Source organism: Vibrio sp. 10N.286.49.C3 (genome assembly GCF_041469545.1).
Taxonomy (GTDB): domain Bacteria; phylum Pseudomonadota; class Gammaproteobacteria; order Enterobacterales; family Vibrionaceae; genus Vibrio; species Vibrio tasmaniensis_A.
Window position 1 is genome coordinate 12,840 of the sequence record NZ_JBFRKT010000058.1, and the last position, 13,850, is coordinate 26,689.

A 13,850-nucleotide genomic window follows, 5' to 3' on the forward strand; every position below is an offset into this window, starting at 1 on the left:
TCGTATTTTTAACAATAATTTCGTCAAAAATATCCAACTTGGTTTTAGAGTATTTTGGCGTGAGTCCAATAGGCACGGTGGCTGTCAGGGATTAATGACAGCCATACAGCTGCACAAGAAAACGAAGTTGCACAAGAAAGCTATCGTTGTACAAAAAAGCTATCGTGGCGCGAAAAAGTTACATCGGTAGGTTTAAAAACTCATTTTGGTAAAGCTTATTGGCCAAGCTATCGCGAAGTTTAGTTGGAAGGAATTTCATGCGATTGATTTGTCTTACCAACTCTTGTGCAAAGCTAGGTGTTTGTTTCATGTTCATCACACAACCCATAAGGTTGATACTCTGCGCATCAAGCAGCTTTTTCGCTTGCTCTAGGTGGTGACTAGAGGTTTCACCATAGGCGACAACCATCAATGTACTATCACAAGCACTCGCGACAGATTGCGCCGGAATGTTGCCTTTGTTTATGTTGAGAAGCGGTGAGGTATCAATGATGACTCGATCGTATTTGTCTAACCAGTTGTTCACCACTTTTTGTAACGTTGTCGGATCTTTATAAGCCAATTGAGTTGATGCGATTTGTGGAGCAGGGACACCGATAAACGTACGATGAGACTCGACATGTTCAATTAACTGTCCCTGTTGATTGTCTTCCAACATGTTCAAATCTTTAAAAGCAGGATTGTATAAGTTGAGGTCAACATAAAGCGTAGAATGACCAGCAAGGAGAAAACGTTCTGCTAATGCAGTTGCAACAGAGGTTACCCCGTCACCTGAATGACAGGCAGTTACACAAATCGATTTCTGTCCGTTAAGTTCAGAAGCTAAATACAGTTGCTCGACTTCGGCATGGGTCGCTGAAATTGTCATTATAAAGCTCCTATTAAGACGATCATTGTTGTTAGACGTAATATATCTTCTAGACCTACACGAGCTTTTTCCATAAAGCTCTCTCGGCGATCTGGGATGTAGATAGTGTCACCAGCGCGCAGTACTGGTAGGTTATAAATGTTCGCTGTTTTGCTGAATTCAACAAGGTCGAAGGTACGAGCTTGACCTTGGCAACAAGACATATTCACAATGGTAATTTTCTCTACGTAAGCGTTATCAGTAGGACCCGCCGCCTCTGCCAATATATCTAAAATGGTCATGTTGTCGTTGAACACATAACGTCCTGGGTTGTTAATCGCGCCAAGTACACGAACGGTTTCTTCTTTCGGTGTATCTAACCAGTTTTTACCTTTCTCTGGGATATAAATAGTGTCACCAGTGGTTACATTTGGCAGTAACGATTCGTCACCGGTTTCGAAGTACAGCGATAAATTGAGTTTGCTTACTTTAGAGTAGGTTTTATCACGGTGAGTTACACGCACGTTGTGTATATCGGCATCCTTAGTAGGCCCGTCAGCTGCAGACAAAATGTCAAGAAAGTGCATGTCTTTGGTGAAGCGGTAACGACCCGGTGCATTCACTTGTCCAAAAATGTAGATCGAAGCATCAGAGCTTTGACGTACCCATTGAGATTTATTGTCTGACGGATCTTGTGGTAAGTCATGGACACGGACGATAGAGCCTGCACGAATTTGTGGCATCAGATCTCGTGGCGCACCATTTCTGATGAAATCATCAAGATTAAACACAACCAACTTTCTACCCGTCACGACTTCAATTTTCGATGTGTCAGCGCGTAGCGTGGGGCCGCCGACGTGTGCCAATAATCCCATGAAGTTCATTTCATCTGACCATTCTATACGACCAGGTCGATTCACCTCACCGATCACGTTAACTGCTCTGTCTGGTGCAATCTTTAACCAAGATTTCTCGTTCATGTCGGTTTTCTCAGGAACAAAGATCGCGTCACCGGCTTTAATATTCGGTGGGTTAGAGTTAGGCAAGCCTTCAGTGTAAGCCGCTAAATCGAATTTAAGTACTCGACCATCCGCTTTGATTACGCGTATTTGACGCGACTCTGCAAATCGAGTCGGGCCGCCGGCATTGGCAAGGATATCCATGAAGGTCGCGTCTCTCTTTCCTTCAAAAGCGCCAGGGGCAGCGACTTCACCCATAACGTAAACCATGTTTGCGCCGGATTTGATCTCTTCCTCTTGCTTCGGCACAAAAATCGTTGCACCTGGGCGTAAGATTGGAAGTAGGCTTTCGTCACCAGAATCCAAATAACGCTTAAGGTTGAACAGCGTAGGCGTATTATTTGAAATTACTCGGATTTGTTCAACACTGGCATAGCGAGTTACCCCGCCTGAACGCATTAATACGTCGACAAGGTCGGTATTCTCTTTGTAAGTGAACGAACCCGGCGCGTTAACCTCACCAAACACTTTAATCGAATTGCGAGAGTCAGCACTGTCACCTGAGTTTGCAAGCTTTGCTGCGTCAAACTCTTGCTCGATGTTACCGACTAGTGGGGAAGCTGGAACGAATAATGAATCCAGTGATTGCAGAGTAGGTAGTGTTGATTCATCACCTGAATCAAGGAATCGTTTGTAATTAAACTCTTTCTTGTCCGCACCTCGCTTAAGTATCAATTTGTCCAGTTGTGCACCGGGGCGTAATCCACCTGCTGCGTAGAGTGCCATTTGGATACTTGAGCCTAACGCCAGTGTGTATTCACCGGGTTGTTCTACATAACCTTGCACGTAGATGATAATTTGCTGCTCTTTTACATATACCGAAGCGTTTGAAAGATCTTTATAAGCGGTAGCCAGTGACTCTAAAACGACTTTGTTAAGTTGCTCGCTGTTATAACCCGCAACAAATACGGCACCCACTTCAGGAAGGGTAATTCGGCCGCGTTTATCCACTTGAAACCCTTTGTTCAACGTACTTTCACCGGGTACGTTGACTTGAATAAGGTCACCGACTTGAACCGCGTCTGAAAAATCTTCGTTAGCATTTACGAGGTTCGAAAGGCATAACGATAGGGTGATGATAAAAGCGATCAATAATTTCATAATCCACCTCCCATTTTCTCGGCATTTTTAGGGGAGATAACTTCAATACTCACTCTGCGGTTGGTTAAACGCGTACCGTCTGATTCGCCTTCAAAAAGAGGAACCGTTTCACCAACAGACACTGCTTTGATTCGCTGAGCACCTAAGCCAAAAATAGTTAGGTAGCGTTCGACTTGTTTAGCACGTCCAAGTGCCAAGTCATCGTTATATTCTTCGGTACCCGTGGCATCGGCATGGCCGGTAACAACAAGGTCTAGAGATTTATGTTCTTTCAGTAGCGTCGTTGCCTCGGCAAGTCGTCCCATGTATTTGGGATTGACTTCAGTAGAGTTTTCCGCAAATTGGTTGTCAACATTAAGCAGGTCGTACAACTGCTCGATAACCGACAATTGCATTCTAAATTGGTTTTCATTTTTTGGTGGTTCACAACGGGCTTGTGACGTTACGTAGTCCAGTTGAACTTCAAGTTCGTTTAAGCGTTTTCTTTGAATGACTAGGTCGTTGGCCGCATCTAGCAGCAGGCCACCTTGTAGTTCGCGAGCGATACGATTTTGCTTTTCTATCGCTTGCACAACAGCAGCGGGGAAGCACCAGCGGGCGCCTTCTTGAATCAAGGCATCAAGATGTAATTTGGCCAGTTGCCAATCAAAACGTAATCCGTGTTCAGGACCAAGAGGTTCGTCTGGCATGACAGGAGAAAAGTCGGAATTTTGGTAATTAATAGAGTCATAACTTTCAGCCAAGCCGCCAGTGCCTTGTTCAGGATAGCTAGTACAGCCACCTAGAACTAAAGCAGACAGAGAAAGGGCTATGTAGCTTTTCAGTATTTTCATGCCAACGTCCTATGTTTTTACTTTTTATTATTATGTTTTGTTACTTCTAGCTTAGTGGATCTTCATGAATTTGTAGGATTTTTTGAATTTACTGGGATAGCGTGGCCAATACGTAACAAGTTCATAATTTCAAGAGGCTGACCAGTCACATTTTCAAGTCGCATGTTGCGTTCGCGTTCAGTTAAGCGTTTGAACATGTAAACAATCGCGCCAACACCAGATGAATCTAAAAACTCAACTTGGCTAAAATCGACTTCGATTTCAGGGTGGCCGTCATTTGAGATTACATCGTCAATATCAGTCTGAGCATCACGGCTTCCCGCTGCGTCTAAATCACCGAAGATAGAAAGAGTTAGTGTGGTTGTATTCAAATCAATCTTACGTAGTTCCATAGCGATATCTCCTTTTAAGTATGTATGAACAAGTGCATTGAATGTGCCAACTTTTATATTCATATTTTTCAACAACTTAAGTCGACTGCTAATCTCTATCTCATATTGAGAAAGTTGGTTTCTCAATATGAGAACTAAAAATGGGTTAACATTTGAGACCCATAAGTCATTAATTATATGAATGAAATTGAAAGTTAAATAAGGTTGATGAGTTGATCGCATCTTCTAGCAAAGATTGTCTAACTGTGTGTTAGAGCGCTTAGGATTAAAGGCATTTGTTGACCACGACAGATATTAATACGGAGCAGATGATGAGATTAACAAAATTGGCGATAGCCACTCTATGGGCGTGTTCGCTTACATCTCATTCATCCTATTTACCGCCTGATCATCTGGTGCTCGCAAACACATACCAGCAAGGCATTGATGTGTCTGAATACTGGAAGAGTGAAAAACTCGATGGGATTAGAGCGCTGTGGGACGGGCAGCATCTTTATACACGCAACGGGAATCGTATATACTCACCGAAGTGGTTTACAAAAAACTTACCGAAGGTACACCTTGAAGGGGAGCTCTGGGCAGGAAGAGGCAAGTTCCACTTAGTCCAATCTACCGTCCTCGATCACACACCTAGTGATGCTGCGTGGCGCCAAATAGACTTGATGCTGTTTGATATGCCAGGGGCTACTGGCGATTATCAAAAGCGCTATTACAACATATTGCATTGGGTAAGTGTGATTGGAGAACCTCATATCAGCTACATCGAACATGTACCTATTCAAAATGAAAAAGCTCTGTTTTATCAATTAGACAATGTCGATGAACGTAATGGCGAAGGTTTGATGCTCAGAAAGATCACCAGTCGTTATCAAGCAGGTCGAAGTAATGACTTGTTAAAACTAAAAAGGCATCACGATGCCGAAGCCACAGTTATTGGCTACAAAGGCGGGACAGGGAAGTACAAAGGGATGATGGGTTCGATTTTGGTTCACACGGAAGAAGGGGTTGAGTTTTATATTGGAAGCGGGTTCAGTGATCAAATGAGACTTGCGCCACCAGAGATCGGCAGCCGTATTACCTTTCGCTACAATGGCTTTACTCAAAATGGAAAACCCAAGTTTGCGCGCTTCGTTAGAGAAAAGAGTGAGTATTAATACCAATCAGATTGTTCAGTACAATATAGCCATAAACACACAGTAAACGAAAAAGAGCTCTGAAAATCAGAGCTCTTTTTGTATGTAATAACGGAGATACCGGTTTAGCGAGTACGAATCTAACGAGAGCTAAATTCTAACTGCACATCGTCGTCTTGTTTGTGCATCCAGTGCAGACGCATACCTAGCATAATAGCTGCTGACGTTAGACCAACAATGAACCCAACCCAGAAACCGTGCGCGCCCATAGGCTCAACAATCCAATCTTTCATTCCTAAAATGTAGCCAATAGGAAGACCAAGTAACCAGTAAGCAATGAAAGTAATGTTGAAGATCGAACGCATGTCTTTGTATCCACGCAAAGCCCCTGCAGCGATAACTTGGACTGCGTCAGTACATTGATAAACTGCAGCGAACAATAGTAATTGCATTGCAACGGTAATTACCGCCGTATTCTCTGTGTACAGTAACGAAACTTGCTCTCTGAATAGTGCCGTCAATGTAGCTGTCATTAAGGCTGTGACTAAACCAACAATGATTCCCACGTGTGTCGCGATTTTCGCTCCTTCAGTGTTGTTTTCACCCAACTTATGACCAACACGAATACTCACGGCGGCACCGATACTCATTGGTATCATAAATATCAGTGACGAGAAGTTAATTGCAACCTGGTGTGCGGCGACAACCAAAGACCCAAGAGGGGCAACCAACAGAGAAACAACAGCGAATAGCGTCACCTCAAAGAAGATAGCAGCGGCAACTGGAAAGCCTAGTTTAAACAAACGAATTTGTGCTTTGAGCTGAGGCTTGTGGAACGTACCGAAGATATTGATTTTAGCCAAACGCTTTGATGTTAAAACGTAAGCGAACAGCAGAGCAAACATCACCCAATATACAATAGCGGTTGCAACGCCACAGCCAACACCACCCAGAGCGGGAGCGCCAAGCTTTCCGTATACGAACATCCAGTTAAGCGGGATGTTTAATAGCAAGCCAATAAAACCAATCACCATTGCAGGCTTAGTTAAAGACATACCATCTGTAAAGCTTCTCAACGTTTGGAACAACAAAAATGCAGGAACAGCAAACATCACCGCATTCATATAGCCGATGGTTTTTTCTGCCATAAGTTGTTCTATGTCCATCCACTCCAATATCAGTTGTGTCTGAAAAAGTACGCCAATGATAGGAAGGGAGATGACAAGCGCTAAAAACGCACCTTGTTGAATCTCAAATGGAATTTTCACTTGTCTACCAGAACCATGAAGTTGTGCAACGACAGGAACCAACGCCATCAACAGACCCACACCAAATAAGATTGATGGTAGCCAGATACTTGCTGCAATCGAAACCGCCGCCATATCGATAGCACTTACACCACCGGCCATTACGGTATCAACAAAACCCATTCCAGTTTGTGCAACAGATGCGATCAATACTGGGGTCGCAAGTTTGATTAGATTCGAGGATTCTTCTTTGTAACGATGCACAAACAACTCCAAATAAGAGGGAAAATTAGAATAATAGTGTAGGGAAGGACATTCTGAAGGAATCAGAGACAATGATCTTAAGCTTCCACTGGACGAATCATAAAGAAATGTCACAATAACTGCTATGAAAAACTGTTATTAGGGCGTGTTGATCTTTCGAGCTGATTTTTGCAGCGAGTTGCTGGGTGTTTATACAAGGCAGAGGCTTCGATGTGTAGCTAGCCTACATGAGAAGCCGATAACGTAGTAAAAATGACCAGCAAACGCTGCCCGAAGGGTTCGAGCTGGGCGCCCCCGCAAAAAGCGTTTTACTCTTTGTTGAGGGAGATTTGCTTAGGATGCTAGGCTACTTCCCCCCCCCCTCGCCGCAATTAAAACGCTTTTATCTCGAACAAAATTTAACCGAGAAAGGTCAACACGCCCTAGAATGCTAAATAGGAATCTTATGTTTACAGGTATCGTTCAAGGCATGGCAACACTGGTTGCTATAAACAAAAAAGAGTTGTTTCAGACTCATACCATTGAGCTAAGCGACGAAATGGTTGAGGGATTAGCGATTGGTGCCTCAGTAGCTCATAACGGTTGTTGCTTAACGGTAACGGAAATTTCGGGCAATCAGATTGCTTTTGATTTAATGCAAGCCACATTGCGATTGACGAACTTAGGCCAACTGACTGTTGGTGATAAAGTGAATGTTGAGCGAGCAGCAAAATTTGGTGATGAAATTGGCGGGCATAGTATGTCTGGCCACATTACGTTGATGGCGAACTTAGTGGATGTGATCAAGACTGAAAACAACCGCACGCTTTGGTTTGAGTTGCCACAGGAATCAATGAAGTATGTATTGAGCAAGGGTTATATTGGCGTTGATGGTTGTTCATTGACGATAGGTGAAGTGGAAGAGAACCGTTTCTCTGTACACTTGATTCCTGAAACGCTAAATCGCACTTTGTTTGGCAGCCGCGAAATAGGCGACCAAGTAAATATTGAGTTTGATCCTCAAACACAAGCGATTGTTGATACTGTTGAGCGCGTGCTAGCAAACCAGACGTCGTAGTAGCGGTTCATCAATAACACTTGCCCAAAAAGCGTTGACTAAGTAAAAGTCGAAGATATTAAAAAAGAGCACATTAAGTGCTCTTTTTTAATTTTTTTGTTTTTCTAGGCTAGCTTCAAAATCGAGGTGTAGCTTTAAATCGAGGTGTAGAGCCAACTCGACAAGAGAGAAAGTGTGTTAGAAAACTTGTTCGTCGTCTGCATCAATCGAGAGATGGATTCTGTCTCTCAATTCATCAACCTGCATGTCCAGATGAATTGCATTGCAACATGCAGGGCAATCGTCGTAAAAATCTTGGCTCCCATTAGATGCATCCAGCGTTATGCTAATTGCATGACCACAATGGGGGCAAGAAACATGTTTCTCTGTGTATTTATGCATGACGAATTATCCTCACTGTACTTGCACTAATCGTAGTAGCTTGTATGGGTCGTAACAAATAGCGATATCCAACGTTGCAACTTATATAAATCGTAGTAGCTAGCTGTGATTGGTATTAAACGGCCTGTATCTTCTGAATACACGCCTCAGTTTGTGCTAAATACTCGCCGCCAAATTGATTGCAGTGGTTGAGAAGATGGTACAAATTATAAATGTCTTTCCGATCAGTATAGCCAACGTCGAGTGGATTGACGCTCTGGTAACCTTCATAAAACTCTTTTGAAAACCCTTCAAACAGTTCAGTTAGCGCTAAATCACATTCATGATCGCCCCAATAACAAGCGGGATCGTAACAGATTGGCCCAAAGGCTGAGTTAGCAACATTACCGTTCCAAAGGTCGCCATGAAGCAAAGAAGGGCGAGGGTTGTGGCCTGCAAGACGCATATTCACGACATCAACAATATCATCGATATCGCCGAATTCGATGCCTTTTTCTTTTAACAATTGCAGTTGGAAGCCAATGCGTTGCTCAGAGAAAAAACGTCCCCATTTCTTATGCCAAGGGTTGGGTTGAAGGGTGCTACCAATATAATTGTCTTGGTCACAACCAAACTCTTTCTGTTCACCCCATTGATGCAATTGGGCAAGTTGAACGCCAAAGTCATAGCTATTATTGCTTGTTTCAAGCGGCTTGGTCGGCAAGTAATTAAGGATAATGAACGAGCATTCTTTGGTTTTACCAATCAGTACCAACTCAGGAACATAAACGGTAGAAGTCTCTCTTAACAAGCGTAAGTTCTCAGCTTCAATTTCAAACTTAGGTAAAAATTCTCGCTGGTTCACTTTTACAAAGTAACGTTCGTTACCATCGCTAATCATATAGCAATCGTTAATGTCGCCACCAGAAACCTTGGTACGTTCAGTTATCTGGAAGTTAAATAGAAGAGTATCTGAAAGTTGTTGAGAAATGGCCTGCCACATAGGAAATCCTCAAAGACTGAAGGTTAGAAATACTGTTTGTTTAATAGCAATAGTTTAGGATAAATCTGAGCAATTTATAGACGCACTCGTCAATGTTCTTGGCTCTTCTTCAACTAATGTAGAATCAATTGGCTGATTTGTGAACTCGAACTGATTCAAGCCCTTTGAAATCAAAACAGAAATTGAGAATGATATAAGGAAATAGTTTGGAACTAATCTCACGGCATGATGATTTTCATACAATAGAATCGCAGAAATAGGTTGAGATTATTTTTCACTATATTTTAGGTGTGTTTGGTGAAGTTAGGGTGTTTTGATTGAAATTTAAGCTTAAATGCTAACTCGGATCACTTTAATACAGTTTTTAGTAATAAAGAGATGACAAACAGACTCATATACATAGTATTAGGTAGGTACATATTAATCTGCTCTTGAGCTTAAACGGAGATTTATTGTGGTTGTAGAAACCGATGGCTATTTGGCTTTGATCGAACACTTATCATTTAACCTAGATGTCTTTACTAATAGTAATGGCGATACAGGTAATGAAAGTGTCGAAGACATCATCACTGACATGATATCAACAAACATCATGGCTATTTTCGAGCAAAACCCTGAGTTACATTCAAGCGTTCGTTTTCAACTATTGAAAGAAGCGGATTCAGTGGTGGCTGATTTAGGTGAAGTGTTAGCTGGTGTATGGTCAAAAAAAGCGACTAACGAACAAATTGTATTCTTAGATGAATACATCGCATTAGTGAAGAATCTGTTTGATACTGCGGTCGCTCAATACGACTAATTAGCTTCTAGTACATTTACTAGGCTAAACAGCGATAGGCGTTTAAATAGTACCTTCAAAGCAACTGTGTTATCAGTTAATCTTTTAATCACTATAAACGCCTAAAATGCCAAAACTTAGAGGCCCAATAAGGGTTATCCAATCTCGATATAATGACACCTTTCGATGTCGAAGCATGTAAGAATTGATTGTTTCCTAAATATACTCCGACGTGTCGTACCGTCATCGATGTTTTGAAAAACACCAAGTCACCACTTATTGCCTGTCCATACGCTATTTCCTTTCCCTTTTTAACTTGATCTTTTGTGGTTCTCGGTAAGGCTTGCTGGGTCGCAGTTTGCACTGCGATTTGAACGAAAGCAGAGCAATCTACGCCTCTAAATGAAGTCCCACCGAAATGATATGGCACACCTTTCCACTGTTCATACACACTCATATACGCATTGGTCGTTGATTGCTCTAACTTTGACAGAGGCTTGTGTGCGGTTTGACTAAGCTGAGAAGGGGATGGCGTCGAGCTACAAGCAGCCAATGTTGCTAAAGTTATTGTAACTACAGCCATTTTTCTGAATTTCATATGTAACTCTTCTGACAAAAAACTGAAATATAAACGTCATCAAGGACTTCTAGTATACGAACTAACTTAAGGATATCTTTTTTCGTAGTCAAACTGGATTTCACATGCCCGACACAAATTTATCAATAAAACCTTCACGTTATACATTCTCGCTCATTCAAACCGTCACCGCTGTATTTATTTCCATTCTTTTGCTCGTCATCTTTTTATCTTTGGTCAGTCTCCGAGGCGTCGATCGGGTCGGGGGCCATTTTGAAGCACTTTCGGAACAAGCATTACCTCTTGCATTAAACAACGCCGAATTAACACAAAGCGTGTTGGAGCAGGTAAAACTTCTTACTTATAGCACCCAATCAACCGACCTAAATACGCTTAACACAACAGGCAACTCGATCGACGTGTTAGTTGCCGAAAGTAACCAAACGCTAGAAGAACTCCTCTTCATATCCCAATCTTTTCCTGACGCGATTTCCGTTGAACAAAAACAAGACTTAACCGAGAACATGGCGACCTTACAATTGATGACTAGCCAAGTGTTGTCTTCTCAAATTGAAATTCAGAATAAGCAAAACCTCATCGATGGCCAAGTCACTGAGTTTCGCTATGGTGTGAGTTCTATCGGACCTGAAATGAACCGTATCAGTTCTTTCCTTGTTCAGAACAACCCAGAGGCTTCCGATGCGGCTAACCGATTCACAGCGAGTGCTTCTGCAATGGCGAACACCTTCCTAATGTTGATGATGCAATCAGACTTAGAAAAAGCGCAAGACGAATACAGAGAGCTTCGAAATCGAATTGCAGGCATTAACCTCGCGTATGATGACTTTTCTGAATGGCATCCAGACATCGTAGAGTTCGCAAGCTTAACAGCGCCTTATGAGATGGTTAAATCTGGCTTTGCAGATAACGGTGTATTAAGACAAATCCTGCAAAAGCTAGAACTTGTTGAGCAACAAGAAGCCGACTTAGCAAAAGTCATCTATCTGGCTAACACCGTGATAGGGACCTTAAATCAACTATCGAACACCGCTTCCATTTTAATTGATGAAAGCGAGTTTGTGGTCAATCAGACAATTGCGACGATAGACAAAGTACTATTTATTAGCGGATTAGTGATAACGGCCATCATTTCTATTTCATGGTTCGTATTGCGTCACTGGGTGAACAAAGGACTCAGGAACATTACTCAACAAATGAGCTTACTCGCGGAACACGATTTTTCAAAACAGAGTCAATTAGTTGGCCCATTGGAATTGCAAGTTATCGCATCAAAACTTAATTCTGTTGTCGACTCAACCGCTGATTCGGTGCGCTTGGTAACACGAAACTGTGAAACGCTTTATCAAACCGCGGAAGTCAGTCACGATGCCGCAGAGCAAACTAACTCAAGCTTACACGAGCAAAATGAATCACTTCAAAACATGATTACCACCATTACAGAGCTTGAAGCATCTATTGGTGAAATTGCACGTATTTCTAACGCCTCGAATGATGACGCCCAGCTTGCTGAAAGTGAGTCAGTAACAGGGAGTCAAGTTGTTGGACTTAACCAGCAGCGACTGCATGCACTAGAACACTCTCTAAGCATGAATGAATAATCGATGGCCGACTTAGACGGGCGTGTTAAACAGATTCGCGAAATGGTCGACATGATCAGCGGCATTGCTGACAACACTAACTTACTCGCATTGAATGCAGCAATAGAAGCAGCTCGAGCAGGAGATCAAGGCCGAGGCTTTGCAGTGGTCGCCGATGAAGTAAGAAAACTAGCCAGCGATACTTCCCAGCAAACCACTAATATGCGAAATATGATGAATGAATTGGTAGCAGCAGCTGATCGCTCACGGGCGTCTGTAACAGAGTCGAGAAACGAAATGGCGAATGCACTGGAAACCAGTGGAGATGTGAAACAAGCGTTTGAAAAAATCGAGGTAGCGGTTAGCCAGATTAAAGGACGTGTTGAACAAATCATGGTGGCGACTGAGCAACAGGCACGTGCAACGGTGGATGTGACACATTCGATCACTCGTGTTTCTGAACAAGGCGAGAATACTAAGTTACAGCTTGAATCCATGATCGAGAGTTCAGAGCAAGTCGGAGAGATAGCAGGGCACCAACAAGCTATGCTTCATAAATACGTGTTGAAATAAACGAGCGTGCTGAGTTAAGCCTGACAGCATAATAGTTGAAGCACCAAGTACGCTTAAATTCCTATTGATACAGAAACGCCCTTAAGTTTTCACAAGAATCTAAGGGCGTTTTGCTTTGGTATTAAGCTTGGTTTGTTATGGAGACGGGTTTGTTATTAAGATAGGTTTGTTATTAAGATAGGTTTGACCTCAGTTTAAACTTGAGACTCAACTGAATTCGAACCTAGTCTTTCGTTGTCGGGAATCGTGCAAATGGCTGACGTAGCATTAAGTCTAACCGTTGCTCTTTACCATCTTGAATCTCTGGAACGCCAATCTGAACGTTATCATGGCCAAGCTTAGGTTGAGCGCGATAGGTTTTGAACCAAATGTCCCACACCGATAAGAAAAAACCAAAGTTTGAGTGCGTTTCCTTAACAATGACCGAGTGATGAACTCGGTGCATGTCTGGTGTCACAATCACTTTTCTCAATCGCTTATCAATCCACAGTGGCAGACGCGCATTGCTGTGGTTAAACATCGCGCTGGCGTTAAGAACAATTTCAAAGATGACAACAGCGATGACAGGTATACCAAGCGCGATCACTAAACTCACTTTAATCAGCATTGAAATAATCATCTCGATTGGATGAAAACGAGTTCCGGTTGTGACATCAATATCTAGATCTGCATGATGAACTCGGTGTAACTTCCATAGCCATGAAACACGGTGAAACACCAAATGCTGCAGGTAAATAGCGCAATCTAACAGTAAAACACAGATGAGAATGCTGAGTTCTTTAGGAAGTGACAGGGTATTGAATAGACCCCATTGGCTTTCTTGTGCGATAACCGCCGCTTGAAATGCTGCGATTGGAATTAGAGTGGCTAATAGAAAACTGTTTAAAGCAACCAACGCAAAGTTGTTTCCCCAACGAAACCATTTACTCTGAGTCAGCGTTTTACGTGGAAAGCGGTACTCCCAAAGCGCACATGATCCAAAAACGACAATAAAACAAACAAGGCGAAGCAGGGATGGGTCTTGCATGGGAATTCCTTCTATCATTCTAGGGTCACTGTAAGTACAAT

12 protein-coding genes and 1 pseudogene are annotated in these 13,850 nt (G+C 42.5%); 4 read left to right on the plus strand and 9 right to left on the minus strand.

Features of this window, described 5'->3' with window-relative positions:
* Window positions 1–178 precede the first annotated feature (178 nt).
* The 4 genes from AB4180_RS20740 to AB4180_RS20755 all read right to left on the minus strand — a co-directional run bounded on the left by AB4180_RS20740 (window position 179) and on the right by AB4180_RS20755 (window position 4,192).
* A complete protein-coding gene (locus tag AB4180_RS20740) occupies window positions 179–868 on the minus strand; it encodes a tyrosine-protein kinase family protein (RefSeq protein WP_102249947.1) in 690 nt (229 codons plus the stop codon).
* A complete protein-coding gene (locus AB4180_RS20745) occupies window positions 868–2,967 on the minus strand; it encodes an SLBB domain-containing protein (protein WP_102249946.1) in 2,100 nt (699 codons plus the stop codon). The genes AB4180_RS20740 and AB4180_RS20745 overlap by 1 nt, the downstream gene beginning before the upstream one ends.
* Window positions 2,964–3,800 carry an OmpA family protein gene (locus AB4180_RS20750; RefSeq protein ID WP_017100333.1) on the minus strand — a complete coding sequence of 279 codons (837 nt, stop codon included), beginning with the start codon at window positions 3,798–3,800 and terminating at the stop codon, window positions 2,964–2,966. Before AB4180_RS20750 ends, AB4180_RS20745 begins: the two co-directional genes overlap by 4 nt.
* A gap of 62 nt (window positions 3,801–3,862) precedes the next feature.
* Window positions 3,863–4,192, minus strand: coding sequence for an STAS domain-containing protein (locus tag AB4180_RS20755; protein WP_004733793.1), 330 nt, complete (start codon window positions 4,190–4,192; stop codon window positions 3,863–3,865).
* A gap of 311 nt (window positions 4,193–4,503) precedes the next feature.
* On the opposite strand from AB4180_RS20755, the gene AB4180_RS20760 reads away from it, so the two are divergent.
* Complete coding sequence (locus tag AB4180_RS20760) at window positions 4,504–5,346, plus strand: DNA ligase (protein WP_102249945.1); 843 nt, start codon at window positions 4,504–4,506, stop codon at window positions 5,344–5,346.
* Between the two features lie 119 nt (window positions 5,347–5,465).
* Here the strand turns inward: AB4180_RS20760 and AB4180_RS20765 are convergent, their stop codons facing one another.
* Window positions 5,466–6,836, minus strand: a complete 1,371-nt coding sequence (locus AB4180_RS20765; protein WP_102249944.1) for an MATE family efflux transporter — start codon at window positions 6,834–6,836, stop codon at window positions 5,466–5,468.
* Window positions 6,837–7,281: 445 nt separating this feature from the next.
* On the opposite strand from AB4180_RS20765, the gene AB4180_RS20770 reads away from it, so the two are divergent.
* Window positions 7,282–7,893: a riboflavin synthase subunit alpha gene (locus AB4180_RS20770; protein WP_102250116.1), complete on the plus strand. Its 612-nt coding sequence runs from the start codon at window positions 7,282–7,284 to the stop codon at window positions 7,891–7,893.
* 177 nt (window positions 7,894–8,070) lie between these two features.
* Here AB4180_RS20770 and AB4180_RS20775 read toward each other — a convergent pair whose 3' ends face one another.
* Window positions 8,071–8,274: a CPXCG motif-containing cysteine-rich protein gene (locus tag AB4180_RS20775; RefSeq protein ID WP_012603956.1), complete on the minus strand. Its 204-nt coding sequence runs from the start codon at window positions 8,272–8,274 to the stop codon at window positions 8,071–8,073.
* A 115-nt stretch (window positions 8,275–8,389) separates the two neighbouring features.
* Window positions 8,390–9,256, minus strand: coding sequence for a fructosamine kinase family protein (locus AB4180_RS20780; RefSeq protein ID WP_012603955.1), 867 nt, complete (start codon window positions 9,254–9,256; stop codon window positions 8,390–8,392).
* A gap of 454 nt (window positions 9,257–9,710) precedes the next feature.
* On the opposite strand from AB4180_RS20780, the gene AB4180_RS20785 reads away from it, so the two are divergent.
* Window positions 9,711–10,055, plus strand: a complete 345-nt coding sequence (locus tag AB4180_RS20785) for a DUF3802 family protein (protein ID WP_009846752.1) — start codon at window positions 9,711–9,713, stop codon at window positions 10,053–10,055.
* A gap of 91 nt (window positions 10,056–10,146) precedes the next feature.
* Here AB4180_RS20785 and AB4180_RS20790 read toward each other — a convergent pair whose 3' ends face one another.
* Window positions 10,147–10,632 (minus strand): C40 family peptidase, encoded by a 486-nt coding sequence (locus AB4180_RS20790; RefSeq protein WP_017097841.1) that lies wholly within the window; start codon window positions 10,630–10,632, stop codon window positions 10,147–10,149.
* A gap of 104 nt (window positions 10,633–10,736) precedes the next feature.
* Here AB4180_RS20790 and AB4180_RS20795 point away from each other — a divergent pair.
* Window positions 10,737–12,782 (plus strand): annotated as a pseudogene (locus AB4180_RS20795) (methyl-accepting chemotaxis protein).
* A 223-nt stretch (window positions 12,783–13,005) separates the two neighbouring features.
* Here AB4180_RS20795 and AB4180_RS20800 read toward each other — a convergent pair.
* Window positions 13,006–13,809, minus strand: coding sequence for a sterol desaturase family protein (locus tag AB4180_RS20800; RefSeq protein ID WP_069591774.1), 804 nt, complete (start codon window positions 13,807–13,809; stop codon window positions 13,006–13,008).
* Window positions 13,810–13,850: the final 41 nt, after the last annotated feature.